This window comes from Microlunatus panaciterrae (assembly GCF_016907535.1).
Classification (GTDB): Bacteria; Actinomycetota; Actinomycetes; order Propionibacteriales; family Propionibacteriaceae; genus Microlunatus; species Microlunatus panaciterrae.
Genome location: NZ_JAFBCF010000001.1, coordinates 1,415,278 through 1,432,514, shown reverse-complemented (window position 1 = coordinate 1,432,514; position 17,237 = coordinate 1,415,278). Strand labels below are relative to the sequence as shown.

Genomic DNA, 17,237 nt, shown 5'->3' with positions numbered 1-17,237 from the left:
AGTACGACCCAAGGTCCCGCTCCCGGCAGGGATACCGGAGTGAGGCCAAACAACGCACCTCGCCGCAGTGTGTCGAGGCACCACATAGAACGTGAGAAAACGCCAGTGAGCACCTCCACCGTCCGCAAGACCACTACTTCGTCCGCCACGGCAACCCCGCCTGCTCCGGTCACCAGAGGCCGGGTCATCTTCGTTGGAATCGGGCCGGGTGACCCCGACCTGCTCACTCTCGGTGCGATCGCCGCCCTCGCGGAGGCGAATGCGGTGATTCTCGACTCCGACGACATGCGCGAGCTGCTCGAGCATCCGGCCATTGCCGTCGACTCCGACGCCGAGGTGACCACCCTCGGGCTGACCGAGGCCGGCAAGCCGTTGACCCCTTCCGCCCGGGCCAAGATCGTGCTCAAGCACGCAGAGGATGGCGCCCGGGTGGTCCGGCTGGTGGCCGGTGACCCGTTCCTCGACAACGGAGTCGCCGATGAGGCCGCCGCCTGCGTCCGCGGCGGGATCGACTTCGAGGTGGTTCCGGGGGTGTCCAGCCTTACCGCCGTTCCCGAGTACGCCGGCATCGCCCTGAACCACGCCGGTGGGGTCCACTTCGCCTCCATGACGGAGGGCAGGTTCTCCAAGACCGCCACCGCGCACTGGGGCCAGGCGACCTCGCTGGTCGTCAGCACCCGCGCCGGGATGGTGGCCGACATGGTCGAGGCCGCGCTCGTCGCGGGCCGTCCGGCCGACGATCTCGCGATGGTCACCTTCCACGGTGGCAGCACCGAGCAGAACAGTGTCACCACGACGCTGCACGACCTGGCGGCTGCGGTGAAGTCCGCCAAGGCGGACGGCGCGGAGCTGGTGCACGTGATCTTGGGGGCAGCCGTGGATCAACGCGGTGAGCTGAGCTGGTACGAGACCAAGCCACTCTTCGGTTGGCGGGTGCTGGTGCCGCGGACCAAGGACCAGGCAGCGCCGATGACGAACCGGTTGCGTTCTTACGGCGCCCACAGCGAGGAGGTGCCGACCATCTCGGTGGAGCCGCCCCGCAGCCCGCTGCAGATGGACAAGGCGATCCGCGGCCTGGTCGAGGGACGCTACGAATGGGTGGCGTTCACCTCAGTCAACGCCGTCCGCGCCGTCCGGGAGAAGTTCGAGGAGTACGGCCTGGACGCCCGCGGCTTCTCCGGCCTGAAGGTGGCAGCTGTCGGCGACAGCACCGCCGCCGCGCTGCAGGCGTGGGGCATCGCCCCCGACCTGGTGCCGCAGGGCGAGCAGTCGGCCGCCGGGCTGGCTGCCGAGTGGCCGCCCTACGACGAGGTGCTGGATCCGATCAACCGGGTCTTCCTGCCCCGGGCCGACATCGCCACCGAGACGCTCGCCGCCGGGCTGGTCGAGCTCGGCTGGGAGGTCGAGGACGTGACGGCCTACCGGACCGTCCGCGCGGCCCCGCCGCCGGCTCCGGTACGCGAGGCGATCAAGAGCGGCAAGTTCGACGCCGTGGTCTTCACCTCGTCGTCGACAGTGCGCAACCTGGTCGGCATCGCCGGCAAGCCGCACTCATCAACGGTGATCGCGGTGATCGGTCCGGCCACCGCGAAGACCTGCGAGGAGCACGGGCTGCGGGTCGACGTGATGGCGGCGAAGCCGTCGGTGATCGCCCTTGCGGACGCGCTGGCGAGCTTTGCCGCGGAGCGTCGGGACGCACTGGTCGCCGCCGGTGAGCCGGTGACGAAGCCGTCCCAGCGGCGCGGCGGTACCCGCCGCCGGTCCTGATGTCCGACGACTCCACGGTGAGACCTGTCGCGGGTCGTCGGCCGTTCGCCGGCGGACCGGCCCGGAGCGGGACAGAGGGTCTGGTCCGGCCACGCCGGCTGCGCACCACGGCCGCGATCCGGTCCATGGTGGCCGAGACGACTGTGCAGCCGCGCCAGCTGATCCTGCCGCTGTTCGTCGCCGAGGGTCTGGCCGAGCCCCGACCGATCACCTCGATGCCGGGAGTGGTGCAACACACGCTGGACTCCTTGCGTCGAGCAGGTGCAGCGGCCGCGGAGGCCGGGCTGGCCGGGGTGATGCTGTTCGGCATCCCCGAGGAGAAGGACGCCCGTGGCTCTGGAGCGGTCGACCCGAACGGCATTCTCACGGTCGCTATCGAGGCGGTCCGGGACGAGGTCGGCGACGACTGCCTGGTGATGAGTGACGTCTGCCTGGACGAGTTCACCGACCACGGCCACTGCGGCGTGCTCACCGACAGCGGTGTGGTGGACAACGACGCGACGGTGGAGATCTACGCCGAGATGGCGTCGCTGCATGCAGCCGCCGGTGCCCACCTGGTGGCCCCCAGCGGGATGATGGACGGGCAGGTGGCGGCCATCCGCGCGACCCTCGACGCCGATGGGTACGCCGACGTCGCGATCATGGCCTACGCGGCCAAGTACGCCTCCGCCTTCTACGGACCCTTCCGGGAGGCGGTCTCGTCCTCCCTGCAGGGAGACCGCAAGACCTACCAGCAGGATCCGGCCAACATCCGGGAGGCGCTGCGCGAGGTCGCGCTGGACGTGGCCGAAGGCGCGGATCTGGTGATGGTGAAGCCGGCGCTGGGCTACCTCGACGTGCTGGCCGCGGTCCGCCACGCGGTGGACCTGCCGGTTGCCGCCTACAACGTGTCCGGCGAGTACGCGATGGTGGAGGCTGCCGCGGCGCAGGGCTGGATCGAGCGGGAGCGTGCGATCGATGAGACGCTGCTCTCGATCCGCCGGGCCGGGGCCGATGCGGTGCTGACCTACTGGGCTCTGGAGTACGCCCGCCGCAGCGGGGTAGCGCGTTGACCCTCCACCGCACGCGGCCTGACCTCAACCTCACGTGGCCTGACCTCAACCTCACGTGGCCTGAGCCTGTCGAAGGCCCACTCACGCGGCCTGACCTCAACCTCACGCGGCCTGACCTCAAACTCACGTGGCCTGAGCCTGTCGAAGGCCCACCCACCCGCTCACCCCACCGGGCAAAGGAGAAGGCATGACTGACCGGCGCTCGGCGGAGTTGTTCGCGCGCGCCAAGGAGGTGATCCCGGGCGGTGTGAACTCACCGGTCCGTGCCTTCAACTCCGTTGGCGGGACGCCGCGGTTCATCGCCTCGGCGGAGGGGGCGTACCTGACCGATGTGGACGGCAACGAGCTGGTCGACCTGATCTGCTCGTGGGGTCCGATGCTGTTGGGGCACGCCCATCCGGAGGTGCTGGCCGCCGTCACCGAGGCGGCCCGGCACGGGACCTCCTTCGGAGCCCCGACCCTGGCCGAGGTCGAGCTGGCTGCAGCGATCGTCGACCGGACCCCGGTCAGCCAGGTCCGGTTGGTCAACAGCGGCACCGAGGCCACCATGTCCGTGCTCCGGCTGGCCCGCGGCATCACCGGCCGGGACATGTTGATCAAGTTCGCCGGCTGCTACCACGGCCACGTCGACGCCCTGCTCGCCTCGGCCGGTTCTGGTGTCGCCACACTGGCCATCCCGGGGACCCCGGGCGTCACGGTGGCCACCACCCACGACACGATCGTGCTGCCGTACAACGACCGCGAGGCGGTCACCGCGGCGTTCGAGACCTATGGCCCGCAGATCGCCGCGGTGATCACCGAGGCTGCGCCCGGCAACATGGGCGTCATCACGCCGGGAGTGGTGGACGGGGTCGGCTTCAATGCCTTCCTGGCAGAGACCGCGCACCGCCACGGCGCGCTGTTCATCTCCGACGAGGTGATGACCGGGTTCCGGGTCAGCCGGTCCGGGCAGTTCGGGCTGGACGGCGTGGTGCCCGACCTGATGACCTTCGGCAAGGTGATGGGGGGCGGTTTCCCGGCCGCGGCCTTCGGCGGTCCGGCCGAGCTGATGGCTCACCTTGCCCCCGTCGGCGGTGTCTACCAGGCTGGCACGCTGTCGGGGAACCCGGTGGCCACCAGCGCAGGACTGGCCACTCTGAGACTGGCCACCGACGAGGTGTACGACCAGATCGACCAGACCTCGGCGGCGCTGCAGGCCGAGGTGTCCGCCGCCCTCGGCAGCGTCGGTGTGCCGCACGTCATCCAGGCCGCCGGGAACTTGTTCAGCGTCTTCTTCGTGGGCGAGGGTGTGGAGACGGTGCCGGACTTCGCCGCTGCCCAGACGACGTCGACGACGCAGTACGCCGCCTTCTTCCACAGCATGCTGGATCAGGGGGTCTACCTGCCGCCGAGCGCGTTCGAGGCCTGGTTCCTGTCGTCGGCGCACGACTCGCGCGCCCTGGACCGGATCGTGACCGCACTGCCCGCCGCCGCCCAGGCGGCGAGCGACTCGAGGAGGAACGGATGAGCACCCCCACGGGCAACGACCCGACCACCAGCCGCCGCACGGTCGTCCACCTGCTTCGCCACGGCGAGGTGCACAACCCGGGCGGGGTCCTCTACGGCCGGCTCCCGGACTATCACCTGTCCGAGCGCGGCCAGGCGATGGCCGAGCGGCTGGCGAAGCATCTCGAGCATGCCGACCTGGTGCATCTGCGGTGCTCGCCCTTGGAGCGGGCCCAGGAGACGATGGCCCCGATCGCGGCCGCCCACCAGCTCCCGGTGGTGACCGACGGCCGGGTGATCGAGGGCGACAACCTGTTCGAGGGCAAGGTGTTCTCGCTGGGCGCCTCGGCGCTGCGGCAGCCGAAGAGCTGGTGGCTGCTGCGCAATCCGCTCCGGCCCAGCTGGGGTGAGCCGTACCGCGACATCGTCGTCCGGATGCGGGCCGCGATGAAGGACGCCGCCGAGGCCGCCACCGGCCATGAGGCCCTGATCGTCACCCACCAGCTGCCGATCTGGATGGCCCGCCGTGACGTCGAGGGCCGCCACCTGGTGCACGACCCGCGCAAGCGCGAGTGCACGCTGGCCAGCCTGACCTCCTTCACCTACCTCGACGGCCGGATCACGTCGGTCTCCTACTCCGAGCCCGCTGCAGATCTGCTGCCGATCGGCAAGTCGAAGAAGTTCGTCGCCGGCGCCTAGCCCATGATGAGTGCATCAAGCGCCGGGTACGGCGTCCGAGGAGTCCTCGGGCGCCTGCTGGTGGTTGCCGTGCTGGCCGCGCTGGCTGTGCTGGCCGGGTGCTCCACCCAGGGCGCCGACGAGCAGACCCGGTCGGGATCCGAGGACGGCTACGTCGGAGCCCGCTCACTGACCCGGGTCGCACCCGCCGATCGCAAGCAGGCGCCGATCGTCTCCGGCGCCTCGCTGGGGGCCGGAAAGGAGATCAGCACCGAGTCGTTCAAGGGCAAGATCATCGTGCTGAACGTGTGGGGCTCCTGGTGTTCGCCCTGCCGACACGAGGCGACCGCGCTGCAGCAGGCCAGCGTCAAGACCGCGGACATCGCGCAGTTCATTGGGATCAACACCCGCGACACCAGCCAGTCCCAGGGGCTCGCCTTCACTCGGGCCTTCAAGATCGGCTATCCGAGCATCTATGACCCGAAGGGCCAGGAGCTGCTCAAGTTTGCCGGTGACCTTCCGCCGGCGGCCATCCCGTCGACCTTGATCATCGACAGCGACGGCAAGGTGGCGGTGAGGATTCTCGGGCCGATCAGCTCGATCACTTTGGTCGATCTGATCAACGACGTGAACGAGGGCAAATGATGGTGCTCGACCTCGGTCAGTGGGCCGCCAACGCCGTCGGCGGGTCGATGGCGCTGGCGATCCCGGTGGCGCTGCTGGCCGGCCTGGTGTCCTTCTTCTCGCCCTGCGTGGTACCGCTGCTGCCGGGCTACCTGTCGTACGCGACCGGTCTCGGCGCAGCCGAGGTGGTGGCTGGCACGGCTCGGCGCGGTCGGATGCTGGCCGGGACCAGTCTGTTCGTGCTCGGCTTCGCGGTGGTGTTCGTCTCCAGCGGAGTTGCCATCGGGGCGCTCGGGTCGGCGCTCACCACCCACCAGACGCTGGTGACGCGGGTGGTCGGCGTGATCACCATCGCCCTTGGGCTGATCTTCGCCGGACTGCTGCCGATCGGGCAGCGCGAGCTGCGGATCCACCGCATTCCCAAGATCGGGATCGCCGCGGCACCACTGCTCGGGGTCGTGTTCGGGCTCGGCTGGGTGCCGTGCATCAGCCCCACCCTGGGCGCGGTGATGACGCTGGCGCTGAACGAGGGCAGCGCCCTCCGGGGCGGAGTGCTCGCCTTCGTCTACGCCCTCGGCCTCGGCCTGCCGTTCGTGGCCGCCGGCCTTGCCTTCAGTCGGATGGCCCGGACCGTGTCCTTCCTCCGGCGGCATCAGCTGGCGCTGATGCGGGCCGGCGGCATCCTGCTGGTCCTGGTCGGGCTGCTGCTGGTGACCGGTGGCTGGGATCTCGTCGTCGGCTACCTGAGGCAGTGGACCGCCGGCTTCGGGACGGTGATCTGAGATGGCTTCGACCCCGACCGAGAGTCCGCCGAAGCAGCACCGCCCCAGACCCGGAGCGGCCGGACCGCTGGGTCTGGTCGGCTCGCTTCGGTTCGTCTGGACGCAGCTGACCTCGATGCGGACTGCGCTGGTGCTGCTGTTCTCCCTGGCGCTGGCAGCGATCCCCGGATCGCTGATCCCGCAGCGCAAGGTGTCGCCCATCCGGGTGGACGACTTCATCACCCAGCATCCGACCCTCGGCCCGCTCTACGACAAGGTCGGACTGTTCAACGTCTTCACCTCGCCGTGGTTCTCGGCCATCTACCTGCTGCTGTTCGTCTCGCTGGTGGGCTGCATCATTCCCCGGGTCCGGGTGTACGCGCGCGCGCTGCGTGCGGCCCCGCCGCCGACGCCGCGGAACCTGTCCCGGCTGCCGGTATTCACCAGCCGAGAGATCGAGGCGGGCCGACAGGACGACCTGCTGGACCGGGCCGCGGATCGCCTGCAGCGGCAGCGCTACCGGGTACGGCGGCAGCCGGACTCGATCTCGGCCGAGCGCGGCTATCTGCGGGAGGCGGGCAACCTGGTCTTCCACATCAGCCTGCTGTTCCTGTTGCTCGGGGTGGCCATCGGCGGCCTCACCGGTTTTCGCGGCACCAGTGTCGTCGTGGTCGGGCAGGGCTTCGCCAACAGCCTGACCCAGTACGACGACTTCTCCGCCGGGTCCGCCTTCTCGGCCTCCGACCTCGACCCGTTCAGCCTGGTGGTGAACCAGTTCGACGTGAAGTTTGAGACGGGGCCGGTGCAGACCGGCGCGGCCAGGCTGTTCAAGGCGCGGGTCACGGTGACCGACGAGCCGGGCGCGACTCCGCACGACGAGGTGCTGGAGGTCAACAAGCCGCTGAAGGTCGGTGGCAGCACGGTGCACCTGATCGGGCACGGTTACGCACCGGTGGTGACCATCAAGGACGCCGACGGCAATGTGGCGTACTCGGGGCCGGTGGTGTTTCTGCCGCAGGACGGCAACTTCACCTCGGCCGGGGTGATCAAGGCCCCCGACGCACGGCCGGAGCGGCTGGCCTTCGAGGGTTTCTTCCTGCCCACCGCGGTTGTCAACTCCCAGGGTCCCCATTCGGTGTTCCCGGATGCGGTCGACCCGGCGCTGTTCCTGAACGCCTGGTACGGACCACCGAAGAAGGAGACCGGCCAGCCGGAGAACGTCTACTCCCTCGACAAGACCGGCATGACCCAGCTGAAGAACCCCGCCGGCACCGACGTGCTCCGCTTCGTCCTCCGGCCCGGTGAGTACAAGGAGCTGCCCGGCGGCAAGGGCACCATCAGCTTCGACGGGTACCAGCGGTGGGTGAAGCTCCAGGTCGGTGACACGCCGGGAATCCAGGTGTCCCTGACGGCCATCGGACTCGCCGTGCTGGGGCTCTGCCTGTCGTTGTTCATCCGGCCCCGCAGGGTGTGGGTACGGCTGCTTACTACCGAAAGTAGTAGGGGTACTGTGGTCGAAGTTGCCGGACTGGACCGGGCGGATGCGCGGGCCGGGCTCAGTGAGGACGTCGAGCAGCTGGCTGCGGAGCTGACCGGCTCACCAGCCGATGCCTCGGGCGTTGACGACGCCGGTGCTGACGACTCGGATGCGAACGGAGAGAGTGGTCGATGAACTACCAGTACTACTCCAGCCTGGCGATCGTGACTGCGGTCGTGGTCTACATGCTGGCGATGTTCTCGCACGCGGCCGAGTGGGCCTCGGCGCGCCGGCTCGGCGTCGCCCGGCCGGCCCACACCGAACGTGAGCTGGTCGGCGTCGGTGCCGGGTCCAGCGTCGCGGGCGTTGACACCGCTGTTGGCACCGACGGAGCGGACCTGCCCGTCGACCAGCCGGCCGGGGCAGGCGAGGCGGAGTCCTTCTCGGCTGAGCGGATCGCGAGCCACCGGGTCGACCTGTTCGGCCGGGTCGGCATCGCCCTGACTCTGATCGGTTTCCTGGCCAGCGTGGCAGGTGTGGTGCTCCGGGGCCTGGCGGCCGGCCGGGCGCCCTGGGGGAACATGTATGAGTTCACCATCAGCGCGATGGTGTTCGTGGTGGCCGCCTACCTGCTGATGGTGTGGCGGGCCGGCATGCGCTGGCTCGGCCTCCCGGTCACCCTGCTGGCGGCGGTCGGCAACGGGCTGGCGGTCACGGTCTTCTATGTCGCGGTCGCGCCGCTGGTGCCCGCGCTGCACTCGGTCTGGTTCCTGATCCACATCGTGGCCGCGATCATCTCCGGTGCCGCCTTCAATGTCGGTGGGCTGGCCTCGATCCTCTACCTTTTGAAGAAGCGGGCCGAGGGCCGCGGCACCGTTCGCGGCTACCTGTCGCGGCTACCGAGCAGTGCCCGGATGGACCTGGTGGCGTACCGGATGCTGGCCTTCGCCTTCCCGCTGTGGACCTTCACTGTCGCGGCCGGCTCGATCTGGGCCGAGTACGCCTGGGGCCGTTATTGGGGCTGGGACCCCAAGGAGACCTGGGCCCTGGTGACCTGGGTGATCTTCGCCTGCTACCTGCACGCCCGCTCCACCGCCGGCTGGCGGGGCAGCCGGGCCGCCGTCATCGCCATCCTCGGTCTGGCCTCCTTCTGGTTCAACTTCATCGGCATCAACCTGCTGGTCAGCGGCCTGCACTCCTACGCCGGCGTCTGACCCCTCCCCCTCTTCCTCTCTGCATCCTCTGCCTTTGTCGGATTCCCAAGTCGACTTGGGAAACTGTCACTGGGCTCGGCAAATTTGCCGAGCCCAGTGACAGTTTCCCTGGCTCGGTGGGGCGGCGGCTGGACTCGGTCCGGCCCCGGACAGCTAGATTGAACGCCATGCGCGCCTCACAGTTCAGCGACATCCTGGTCGGTCACGGCGAAGGGCCGGTCTGGTGGCCCGAGGACGGCCTGCGGATCTGCGACGGGTTCGCCGGGCGGATCGTGTCCATCGACGAGAACGGACGGGAGGCCGGCAGCATCCACGTCGGCTCGTTCGTCGGAGCCTTCCGGCCGCGGGTCGGGGGAGGCCTGGTCGCCGCCGCGGAACGGTCGTTCGTGCTGGTCGACCCGGGCGGCAGCCGGCGTGACCTCGGCGAGTTGTGGTCCGACACCGGAATCCGGATGAACGACGGCGGCTGTGACCCGCAGGGCCGCTTCTATTGCGGCTCGATGCCGAGTGCGGGGGACCGGCCGGTGGGGGTGCTCTACCGACTCGACACCGACGGGCGGGTCACCCCGGTGCTGGAGGATCTCAGCTGCCCGAACGGGATGGTCTACTCTGCCGACGGCCAGACGGTCTACTACATCGACACCCCCACCCAGCGGGTGGACGCATTCGACGTCGACGAGGCGGGCGAGTGGCAGAACCGCCGCGTCGCGGTGCCCAACATCCAGGGCGGGTCACCCGATGGGATGACGATCGACGCGAACGGCAACCTCTGGGTGGCCCTGTGGGGTGGGTCCGGGGTGCGCTGTTTCGATCCCGGCACCGGCGAGCAGCTGGCGGCGATCGAGGTGGAGGGTGCCAGCCAGACCAGTGCCTGCACCTTCGGCGGCGCCGACCTCGACCGGCTCTACATCACCACGTCCACTGACGGCGGCGCCGGTGGTCCCAAGGCCGGTGCCGTATTTGTCGCCGAGCCGGGTGTACGGGGCGTGCTGCCGGCCGTGTACGCCGGCTGACGCCTCATCAGCTCCGGCCAGGACGCCCCGGCGACAGTCTGACCACTCAGTTGCCCCGCTCTCCCGTTGCTGAGCTCGGTGCCCGCCACTGCGTACGCGAAGCTCCTCCTGCCCGCTCCCGGGCCCCCTTGCGAAAACTCATCAGAACGCGAGATTTCGAGCGCTCAAGGGCCATTCTCGGCCGATTTCTCGCGTTCTGATGAGTTTTCGCTGGGGCACCGGGCGCAGGGGGCCGGCCGAACGGCCGTCCGACTCAGGGGAGGCCCAGCAACCGCAGCCCGGCGGCGGTTGCCGCGGCCCCGAGCACGACCAGGACGAACGGTGCCCGCCGCCAGGCGAGCAGCGCCGCAACTCCGACACCGGCCGGACGAGCGACACCGGCGAACCCGTGGCCCTGGGTGAGGGCCGTGACGGCCACCAGCGCGGTCAGCAGGACCACGGCCGCGGTACTCATCAGCCTGCCCACCTCGGCGGACAGCTCGACCCGTGAGCTCAGCGCGGGGCCGGCCAGTCGGAAGGCCAGGGTGCCGACCGCGAGCACCAACGCGGCCAGCACCAGGGTGGGGGTCGAGGTCACGGCAGCACACCGGATCCGTCCGGGGACGGCTTGGCACGACCCCACCGTACGGCGAACAGCACTCCGACCAGGGCGAGCAGCACCGGCAACCCGGCCGGCAGCACGGTCGTGGCAGCCAGCGCGACGGCGGCGCCGACCAGCGCGGCCCGACGGGTGACCGGGTCGCGGAGAGCGGGCAGCACCACGGCCACCAGGACCGCCGGGAAGGCGGCGTCCAGGCCGAGCGCGTCGGTGTCGTGCACCACCGTCCCGCCGTACACACCGAGCAGCACGCCCAGGTTCCAGCAGACGAACAGGGCCATGCCGGTGGCCCAGTAGACGACCCGTCGGCGCGCTGGGTCGGCCTCGGCCAGGGTGAACGCGACCGTCTCGTCCGCCATCAGGTGGCTGCCGACCAGCCGACGCAGCCAGCCGTGGCCGATGGCCTCGCGTACGGCGAAGCCGAACGGCAGGTGCCTGGCATTCACCAGCAGGCCCGCGGCCACGGCCGCAAAGGGGTTGCCACCGGCCGCCAGAATGCCGACGAACATGAACTGGGCCGCCCCGGCGAACACCACCAGCGACAGCAGCACCGGCAGCCATCCGGGCAGCCCGGAGCCCATCGCCAGCGCCCCGAACGAGGCGCCCACCACCGCGTCGGCCAGGCACAGCAGGGCGATGTGCCGGCGCCAGACGGGCCCGAGTGTTCGCCATATCGAACGCATGTCTTCTATGATGAACACATCAAAAGTGTTCGTCAAGGCGAACGCATGGACGTCTGGAGCGAACACTGTGACTCAGAGCAACGGAGCCCCGCTCGCTGCCATCGCCGCCGCTTTGCAGCGGGAACGCCGCCGGACGGGCCTGTCGCTGGCCGAGGTGGCCAGGCGGGCCGGCATCGCCAAGTCCACCCTGTCCCAGCTGGAGTCGGGCACCGGGAACCCGAGCGTCGAGACGCTGTGGGCGCTGAGCGTTGCTCTGGACGTCCCGTTCGCCGAGCTGGTGCAGCCGTCCCGGCCGCGGGTCCAGCTGATCCGCGCCGGCGAGGGCCCGACGATCGCGGCCGAGCGGGCGGACTACGTCGCCACCCTGCTGGCCTCCTGCCCGCCGCACGCGCGGCGTGACCTCTATCTGGTCTCCGCCCAGCCCGGGACCGCCCGCGAGTCCGACCCGCACCTGCCCGGAGTGATCGAGCATGTCGTGCTCGGCGCCGGTCGGGCCCTGGTCGGCCCGACCGAGGACCCGGCCGAGCTCGGTCCGGGCGACTACATCGCCTACCCCGGCGACGCGGCCCACATCTTCAAGGCCCTGGAGGCCGACACCTTCGCGGTGCTGGTCTCCGAGAACGGCTGAGCCTCGGCCGACTCAGGGTCGGTAGCGTGCGGTGGGGTCGGCCCAGTCGGTGTTGGGGAGCAGCGGGAACCAGTCCGGGCGGGCCGGGTCGCGGTCGTACGGATAGCCGCCGAGCTCACGGAACAGCTCGGCATATTCGGCCACCTTGTCGTGATCCAGCTTCACCCCCAGCCCGGGCCCCTCAGGTACGGCCATCGATCCGTCGGCGTAGGCCATCTTGCCGCCGACGATCACATCGTCTCGGAGATGGTGGTAGTGCGCATCGGCGGCGAAGGCTAGATTGGGAAGTGCCGCGCCGAGGTGCAGCATGGTGGCCAGCTGGACGCCGAGCTCACCGGAGGAGTGCACCGCGATGCCCAGCTGGAACGTCTCGCAGACGCCGGCGGCCTTGACGCAGGGCCGGATGCCGCCCCAGAAGGTGGTGTCCAACAGGATCACGTCGACGGCCGGGTTGAGCACGTTCGCCGCCAGCTGCTCGAAGTTGACCACCACGGTGTTGGTGGCCAGCGGGATGGCGGTGTTCTCCCGCACCCGACGCATCCCGTTCAGTCCCCACGTCGGGTCCTCCAGGTAGTCGTTGTTCAGGTCGGCGATGGCGGTGGCGAACCGGATCGCCTCCTCGACGCTGAGGGCCCCGTTCGGGTCATAGCGCACCCGGTGTCCGGGAAACGCCTCGGCCAGCGCCCGGAAACAGTCCAGCTCGTAGTCCGGCGGGAAGACGCCACCCTTGAGCTTGTGCACGTCGAACCCGTGCTGGTCGACCAGCGCCCGGGCCTGCTCGACCAGCTGCTCGGCGGTGCGGACCTCGCCGGAGCCGTCCGTGCCCGGGTGCCTGAAGAACAGATAGCTGGCGAACCGGACGCGGTCCCGCACCCGGCCGCCGAGCAGGTCGTGCACCGGCAGGTTCGCCTGCTGCCCGACGACATCGAGGCAGGCGAACTCGATCGCCGCCAGCAGCTGGGTCCGGTTGTTGTAGAGGCTCGCTGTCGGGTTGGCGATCATCCAGCGCAGCTCCTCGACCCGGGCCGGGTCATGCCCGAGCAGGTACGGCTTCAGCGCCAGGATGGCGTTCTCGGCTGCCTCACCGCCGCCGCCGAGCTCACCCAGCCCGACCAGCCCGTTGTCGGTCTCCAGCTCGATCAAGGTTCGGACGAACCGGCCCCAGTGGGCTCCGTTGCTGTGCCGCAGCGGCGCCTCAAGTGGAACGGTGACAGTGGTCGGGCGGATGTCGATGATCTTCATGACGGCTCACTCGGCTCGTGGATGGGCGGAGATGCGGCGGGTGCGACCAGGCGTCGGTCGTCGGGGAGGCGGCGCGTGACCCCGCTGCGGTCGAGCTGGGCCAGCAACGGCAGCACCACCCGGCGGCTCGTCTGCAACGCCTGCCGGGCCTCGCTGACGGTGAAGGGCTGCGGCAGCCGACGCAGCAGCTCGGCCGCCAGCGCCGGCGCTGACGGCATCAGCACGATGCCGTCGGCCAGCTTGAGCAGCAGACCGGCTCTGGCGGCGGCGGCCACCGCCTTCGCGTCCAACCCCCGCGCAGCGAGACCGCCCGCGTCCGGCGCAGCGAACGGATGGTCCGCCAGGTCGCGCTCCAGCGCGGCGACGGCGCTGACCAGGCGCGGCGGCAGGCCGGCCCCGGCGGCGATGACCCGCCCCTCCTGGAACCGCAGCGGTGCCTCGACCAGCTCGGCGACGAGGTCCGCGGTCGGCAGGCCCAGCAGCTGCGCGGCCGCAGCTGCCGTGATCCCCGGGTCGAGCGGCCGAGCCCGGTCGTGCTCGTCCACCGCGGTGCGGAGCCGTTCACGCAGCCCAGGCAGCCGGTCCCGCGGCAGCAGCCAGTTGCCCCGGCGGATCGCCAGTCCGTCAAGGTCCGCCGGCACCTCGACACCGATCCTGGTGAGCAGCGAGACCCGGGTGACGCCCCGCCGGCGCAGCTCGTCGGCGAGATCCGGCCGACCGACCCCTATCGCCAGCTCGGCCGCTCGCCGTCGGGCATCGCCGCGCCGCCGCAGCAGCGGAGGGGCCGGGTCCAGCACGGTCACACCCCAGACCAGCCGGCTTCCGGAGTCACGCAGCAGGGCCCGGTCACCCACCCGCAACGGCAGCGGCCGGTCCAGCACCAGCCGGGCCAGGCCCGGTCCCAGCGGACGCAGCCGTACGCTCACCGCCGCTGCACCGATGTGCAGCAGCGTGCGCTCCGGCGGCGGTTGGTCGTGCCGGCCGTGCCAGCCGACGTCGACGGTGTCACCCGGCAGCCAGGCGCCAGGTGTCACCAGCACGCCGCCTCGGGCGAGGCCGGCCGGCACCGATCCGCCGAGGCCCAGCGCGACCCTGGCGACCCCGCTGACCTGGCGCACCGGCTCGTTCAACGTCTCGATCGACCGTACTCGCACCGACTGCTCTCCGCGTTGATCGTCAACCAGGGCGAGGTGGTCGCCGACCGCGACGCTGCCCTCGGGCAGGGTGCCGGTGACCACCGTCCCGGCCCCGGACAGGTGGAAGCACCGGTCGACCCACAGCCGGACGTCCGAGGTGGGGTCGGGCTGTGGCAGACGGCCGACGAGATCGACCAGGGCGTGCCCCAGCTCGTCCATCCCGGCACCGGTGCGGGCGCTCACGGCCACCGCCGGGATCGACCGGAGCGAGGTGGACGCCAGCTCGTACTGGGCCCGTCGCAGCGCCGGGCCGGGATCGGCCAGGTCGGCACGGGTGACGGCCAGCACACCGTGCCGGACGCCGATCGCGTCCAGCGCCGCCAGATGCTCCCCGGCCTGCGGCATCCAGTCGTCGTCGGCAGCCACCACGAACAGGACCGCCGGCACCGGGCCGACGCCGGCCAGCATGGTGGAGACGAACCGCTCATGCCCAGGCACGTCCACGAAGGCCAGGTCACCGGCCCCGCCGGGCAGCCGCATCCAGCAGTAGCCGAGCTCGATGGAGAGCCCCCGGCGGCGCTCCTCGACGAGTCGGTCGGGCTGGCTGCCGGTCAGGGCCTGCACCAGGGTCGACTTGCCATGGTCGACGTGCCCGGCGGTGGCGATCACGTGCATTCCGGCTACTGCTCCTGAGCCGGTGTCGCGGCTAACGGGGCAGGGGAGGGTGCGGCGGTGACGCAGCGGCGGACGGCCGCCACCAGGTCGGCGTCGGCCTCCGGGGCCACCGCGATCAGGTCCAGCAGCAACCGTCCGCGTTCCACCCGGCCGACCACCGGCGTCGGGCCGAGCCGCAGCGGCGCGGCCAGCTCCGCGTCCAGCGAGACGGCGGCACTCTCCAACTCGACGCCGGGCGCACCGCCGCCACCCACGGCCGCGGCGCTGACCACACAGCACACGTCCACCACATCCTGCACCGCTGCACCGATGGCGACGGCCCGGCGCATCAGCTCCTCCGGTCGGGTGACGAGGGCCTCCGCCACCGGGGTCGGTGGACCCGACACGGTCGCCTCTAGCGCCGCCAGGGTCAGCTTGTCCACCCGCAGGGCCCTGGCCAGCGGGTGCCGTCGCAACCGGTGCACCAGTGCCGCCCGGCCGAGCAGCAACCCGCACTGCGGGCCGCCCAGCAGCTTGTCGCCGGAGGCGGTGACCAGAGCCGCCCCGGCGGCGAGGCTCGCCTCGGCCGACGGCTCGTCCGGCAGTCGGGGGTGTCGGGCGAGCAGCCCCGAGCCGATGTCGCAGACCACCGGCACCTCCAGCGAGGCGAGCTGGTCCACCCCCACCGAGGAGGTGAAGCCGCTGACGACGAAGTTGGAGGGATGCACCTTGAGCACGAACGCCGTCTGCTCGTCGACGGCCGACGCATAGTCGTCCCGACTGACCCGGTTGGTGGTGCCGACCTCCCGAAGCGTCGCGCCCACCGACTCCAACAGCTCCGGGATGCGGAAGCCGTCACCGATCTCGACCAGCTCACCGCGGGAGACCACGATATTGCGGCCGGTGGCCAGGGCCGACGCGGCCAACGCCAGCGCAGCGGCGCCGTTGTTCACCACGTGCACGTCCTCGGCCGCCGGGACGGCCGCTGCCAGCGCGGCCAGAGCGCCGCGTCCCCGGCGGCCACGTCGGCCGGTGTCCAGGTCCAGCTCGACGTCGGTGGCTCCGGCGGCGACGGCGATCGCGTCCACCGCAGCGGCGGACAACGGCGCCCGGCCGAGGTTGGTGTGCACCACGATTCCGGTGGCGTTGATCACCGGACGGAGCGAGCTGGCCGAGCTGGGCAGCGCGGCCAGCGCCGCCGGCACGACGTCGTCGGGGCGAAGGTCGCCGGCCCGGCACAGCTCCAGCGCGTCCCGGACCGCTGCCTTCACGATCCGCTCTCCGAGCCGTCCGGTGGCCGCGCGGATCCGTGGCTCCGCCAGGACCTGGTCGGTACGCGGGGTCAGCCGGCGGCTGTCTGCCACACCTGACCTCCCCTCCGGCTCCGTCCGGCTCCGCACGCACCCGGATGCGTGAAGTTGGCGGAGGCGGACGGGAATCGAACCCGCCTGACCGAGATGCTCGGTCACAACGGTGTTGAGGACCGCGCCCATCACCAGACGAGGTACGCCTCCGCGCAGCACCCTAGCGCTGCGGTCCGGCCGAGCCGCGGCTCCCTCCCCGAAGTCTGGTGCTACGTTGTTGATCACCGGCCGTAACTGGGTACAGGCACGTCGGTTGACGGGGTTCACGAGACAGGCGGTGAGCAGGCAGATGGGCGAGAAGACGTTCCTCGGTGCGTGGCCGGTGATTCGGCAGCTGCGTGGTCGCGACCGGCTCGGGCGGGGTGCGGCGGCGATGTCGCAGAAGAGCGCCGACCTGCAGCCGCGGACCACCACCGCCGACCGGGTGGTGGACTCGATCTGCCCGTACTGCGCGGTGGGTTGTGGCCAGAAGGTGTTCGTCAGCGACGGCAAGGTGACCCAGATCGAGGGTGACCCGAACAGCCCGATCTCGCGTGGCCGACTTTGCCCCAAGGGCAGTGCCAGCAAGCAGCTGGTCACCTCCCCGGGCCGGGTGACGAAGGTCCGCTACCGCCGCCCGTACGGGACCGAGTGGGAGGACCTGGACCCGGACGTGGCGCTGGACATGATCGCCGACCGGGTGGTCAAGGCGCGCAAGGAGCACTGGGAGTGGGAGTCGGAAGGCCGGCGGCTGCGCCGCACGATGGCGATCGCCAGCCTGGGAGGTGCGACCCTCGACAACGAGGAGAACTACCTCATGAAGAAGCTCTACACCGCTCTGGGCGCGATCCAGATCGAGAACCAGGCTCGTATTTGACACTC

The 17,237-nt window shown here is 70.7% G+C and carries 16 protein-coding genes and 1 tRNA gene; 11 read left to right on the top strand and 6 right to left on the bottom strand.

All coding sequences use genetic code 11. The features are described from left to right. The first annotated feature begins 105 nt into the window (after positions 1–105). From JOE57_RS06520 to JOE57_RS06480, 9 genes are all read left to right on the top strand, one after another. Positions 106–1,767 (top strand): bifunctional uroporphyrinogen-III C-methyltransferase/uroporphyrinogen-III synthase, encoded by a 1,662-nt coding sequence (locus JOE57_RS06520; RefSeq protein WP_204916932.1) that lies wholly within the window; start codon positions 106–108, stop codon positions 1,765–1,767. An 80-nt stretch (positions 1,768–1,847) separates the two neighbouring features. Beyond that, positions 1,848–2,819, top strand: a complete 972-nt coding sequence (gene hemB / locus JOE57_RS06515) for a porphobilinogen synthase (RefSeq protein WP_338041395.1) — start codon at positions 1,848–1,850, stop codon at positions 2,817–2,819. Positions 2,820–3,006: 187 nt separating this feature from the next. Then, positions 3,007–4,326 (top strand): glutamate-1-semialdehyde 2,1-aminomutase, encoded by a 1,320-nt coding sequence (gene hemL / locus JOE57_RS06510; protein ID WP_204916930.1) that lies wholly within the window; start codon positions 3,007–3,009, stop codon positions 4,324–4,326. Next, entirely contained in the window at positions 4,323–5,003 is a 681-nt protein-coding gene (locus JOE57_RS06505) for a histidine phosphatase family protein (RefSeq protein WP_204916929.1), read from the top strand. The genes hemL and JOE57_RS06505 overlap by 4 nt, the downstream gene beginning before the upstream one ends. 3 nt (positions 5,004–5,006) lie before the next feature. Next, entirely contained in the window at positions 5,007–5,627 is a 621-nt protein-coding gene (locus JOE57_RS06500; RefSeq protein WP_239578863.1) for a TlpA family protein disulfide reductase, read from the top strand. Positions 5,628–5,674: 47 nt separating this feature from the next. After that, on the top strand, positions 5,675–6,388 hold the full coding sequence (locus tag JOE57_RS06495; protein ID WP_204920274.1) for a cytochrome c biogenesis CcdA family protein: 714 nt from the start codon (positions 5,675–5,677) through the stop codon (positions 6,386–6,388). 1 nt (position 6,389) lies between these two features. Further along, positions 6,390–8,039, top strand: a complete 1,650-nt coding sequence (resB, locus tag JOE57_RS06490; RefSeq protein ID WP_204916928.1) for a cytochrome c biogenesis protein ResB — start codon at positions 6,390–6,392, stop codon at positions 8,037–8,039. After that, a complete protein-coding gene (gene ccsB, locus JOE57_RS06485; protein ID WP_204916927.1) occupies positions 8,036–9,058 on the top strand; it encodes a c-type cytochrome biogenesis protein CcsB in 1,023 nt (340 codons plus the stop codon). Before resB ends, ccsB begins: the two co-directional genes overlap by 4 nt. 167 nt (positions 9,059–9,225) lie before the next feature. Continuing rightward, positions 9,226–10,071 carry an SMP-30/gluconolactonase/LRE family protein gene (locus JOE57_RS06480; RefSeq protein ID WP_204916926.1) on the top strand — a complete coding sequence of 282 codons (846 nt, stop codon included), beginning with the start codon at positions 9,226–9,228 and terminating at the stop codon, positions 10,069–10,071. Between the two features lie 253 nt (positions 10,072–10,324). On the opposite strand, the gene JOE57_RS06475 is transcribed toward JOE57_RS06480, so the two are convergent. Together JOE57_RS06475 and JOE57_RS06470 are read right to left on the bottom strand one after the other, a co-directional pair. Further along, complete coding sequence (locus tag JOE57_RS06475; protein ID WP_204916925.1) at positions 10,325–10,648, bottom strand: AzlD domain-containing protein; 324 nt, start codon at positions 10,646–10,648, stop codon at positions 10,325–10,327. Next, positions 10,645–11,352, bottom strand: a complete 708-nt coding sequence (locus tag JOE57_RS06470) for an AzlC family ABC transporter permease (protein WP_204916924.1) — start codon at positions 11,350–11,352, stop codon at positions 10,645–10,647. Before JOE57_RS06470 ends, JOE57_RS06475 begins: the two co-directional genes overlap by 4 nt. A 67-nt stretch (positions 11,353–11,419) precedes the next feature. On the opposite strand from JOE57_RS06470, the gene JOE57_RS06465 reads away from it, so the two are divergent. Continuing rightward, positions 11,420–11,980 (top strand): helix-turn-helix domain-containing protein, encoded by a 561-nt coding sequence (locus JOE57_RS06465; protein WP_338041194.1) that lies wholly within the window; start codon positions 11,420–11,422, stop codon positions 11,978–11,980. Positions 11,981–11,992: 12 nt separating this feature from the next. On the opposite strand, the gene JOE57_RS06460 is transcribed toward JOE57_RS06465, so the two are convergent. The 4 genes from JOE57_RS06460 to JOE57_RS06445 all read right to left on the bottom strand — a co-directional run bounded on the left by JOE57_RS06460 (position 11,993) and on the right by JOE57_RS06445 (position 16,526). Then, positions 11,993–13,222 carry an enolase C-terminal domain-like protein gene (locus JOE57_RS06460; protein ID WP_204916923.1) on the bottom strand — a complete coding sequence of 410 codons (1,230 nt, stop codon included), beginning with the start codon at positions 13,220–13,222 and terminating at the stop codon, positions 11,993–11,995. Further along, on the bottom strand, positions 13,219–15,033 hold the full coding sequence (locus tag JOE57_RS06455) for a selenocysteine-specific translation elongation factor (protein ID WP_204916922.1): 1,815 nt from the start codon (positions 15,031–15,033) through the stop codon (positions 13,219–13,221). Before JOE57_RS06455 ends, JOE57_RS06460 begins: the two co-directional genes overlap by 4 nt. A gap of 5 nt (positions 15,034–15,038) precedes the next feature. Then, positions 15,039–16,376 (bottom strand): L-seryl-tRNA(Sec) selenium transferase, encoded by a 1,338-nt coding sequence (gene selA / locus JOE57_RS06450; RefSeq protein ID WP_204916921.1) that lies wholly within the window; start codon positions 16,374–16,376, stop codon positions 15,039–15,041. 55 nt (positions 16,377–16,431) lie between these two features. Next, positions 16,432–16,526, bottom strand: a tRNA-Sec gene (locus tag JOE57_RS06445). Between the two features lie 127 nt (positions 16,527–16,653). Between JOE57_RS06445 and JOE57_RS19370 the strand changes: the two genes are divergently transcribed. Then, positions 16,654–17,232: a hypothetical protein gene (locus JOE57_RS19370; RefSeq protein ID WP_476703440.1), complete on the top strand. Its 579-nt coding sequence runs from the start codon at positions 16,654–16,656 to the stop codon at positions 17,230–17,232. Positions 17,233–17,237: the final 5 nt, after the last annotated feature.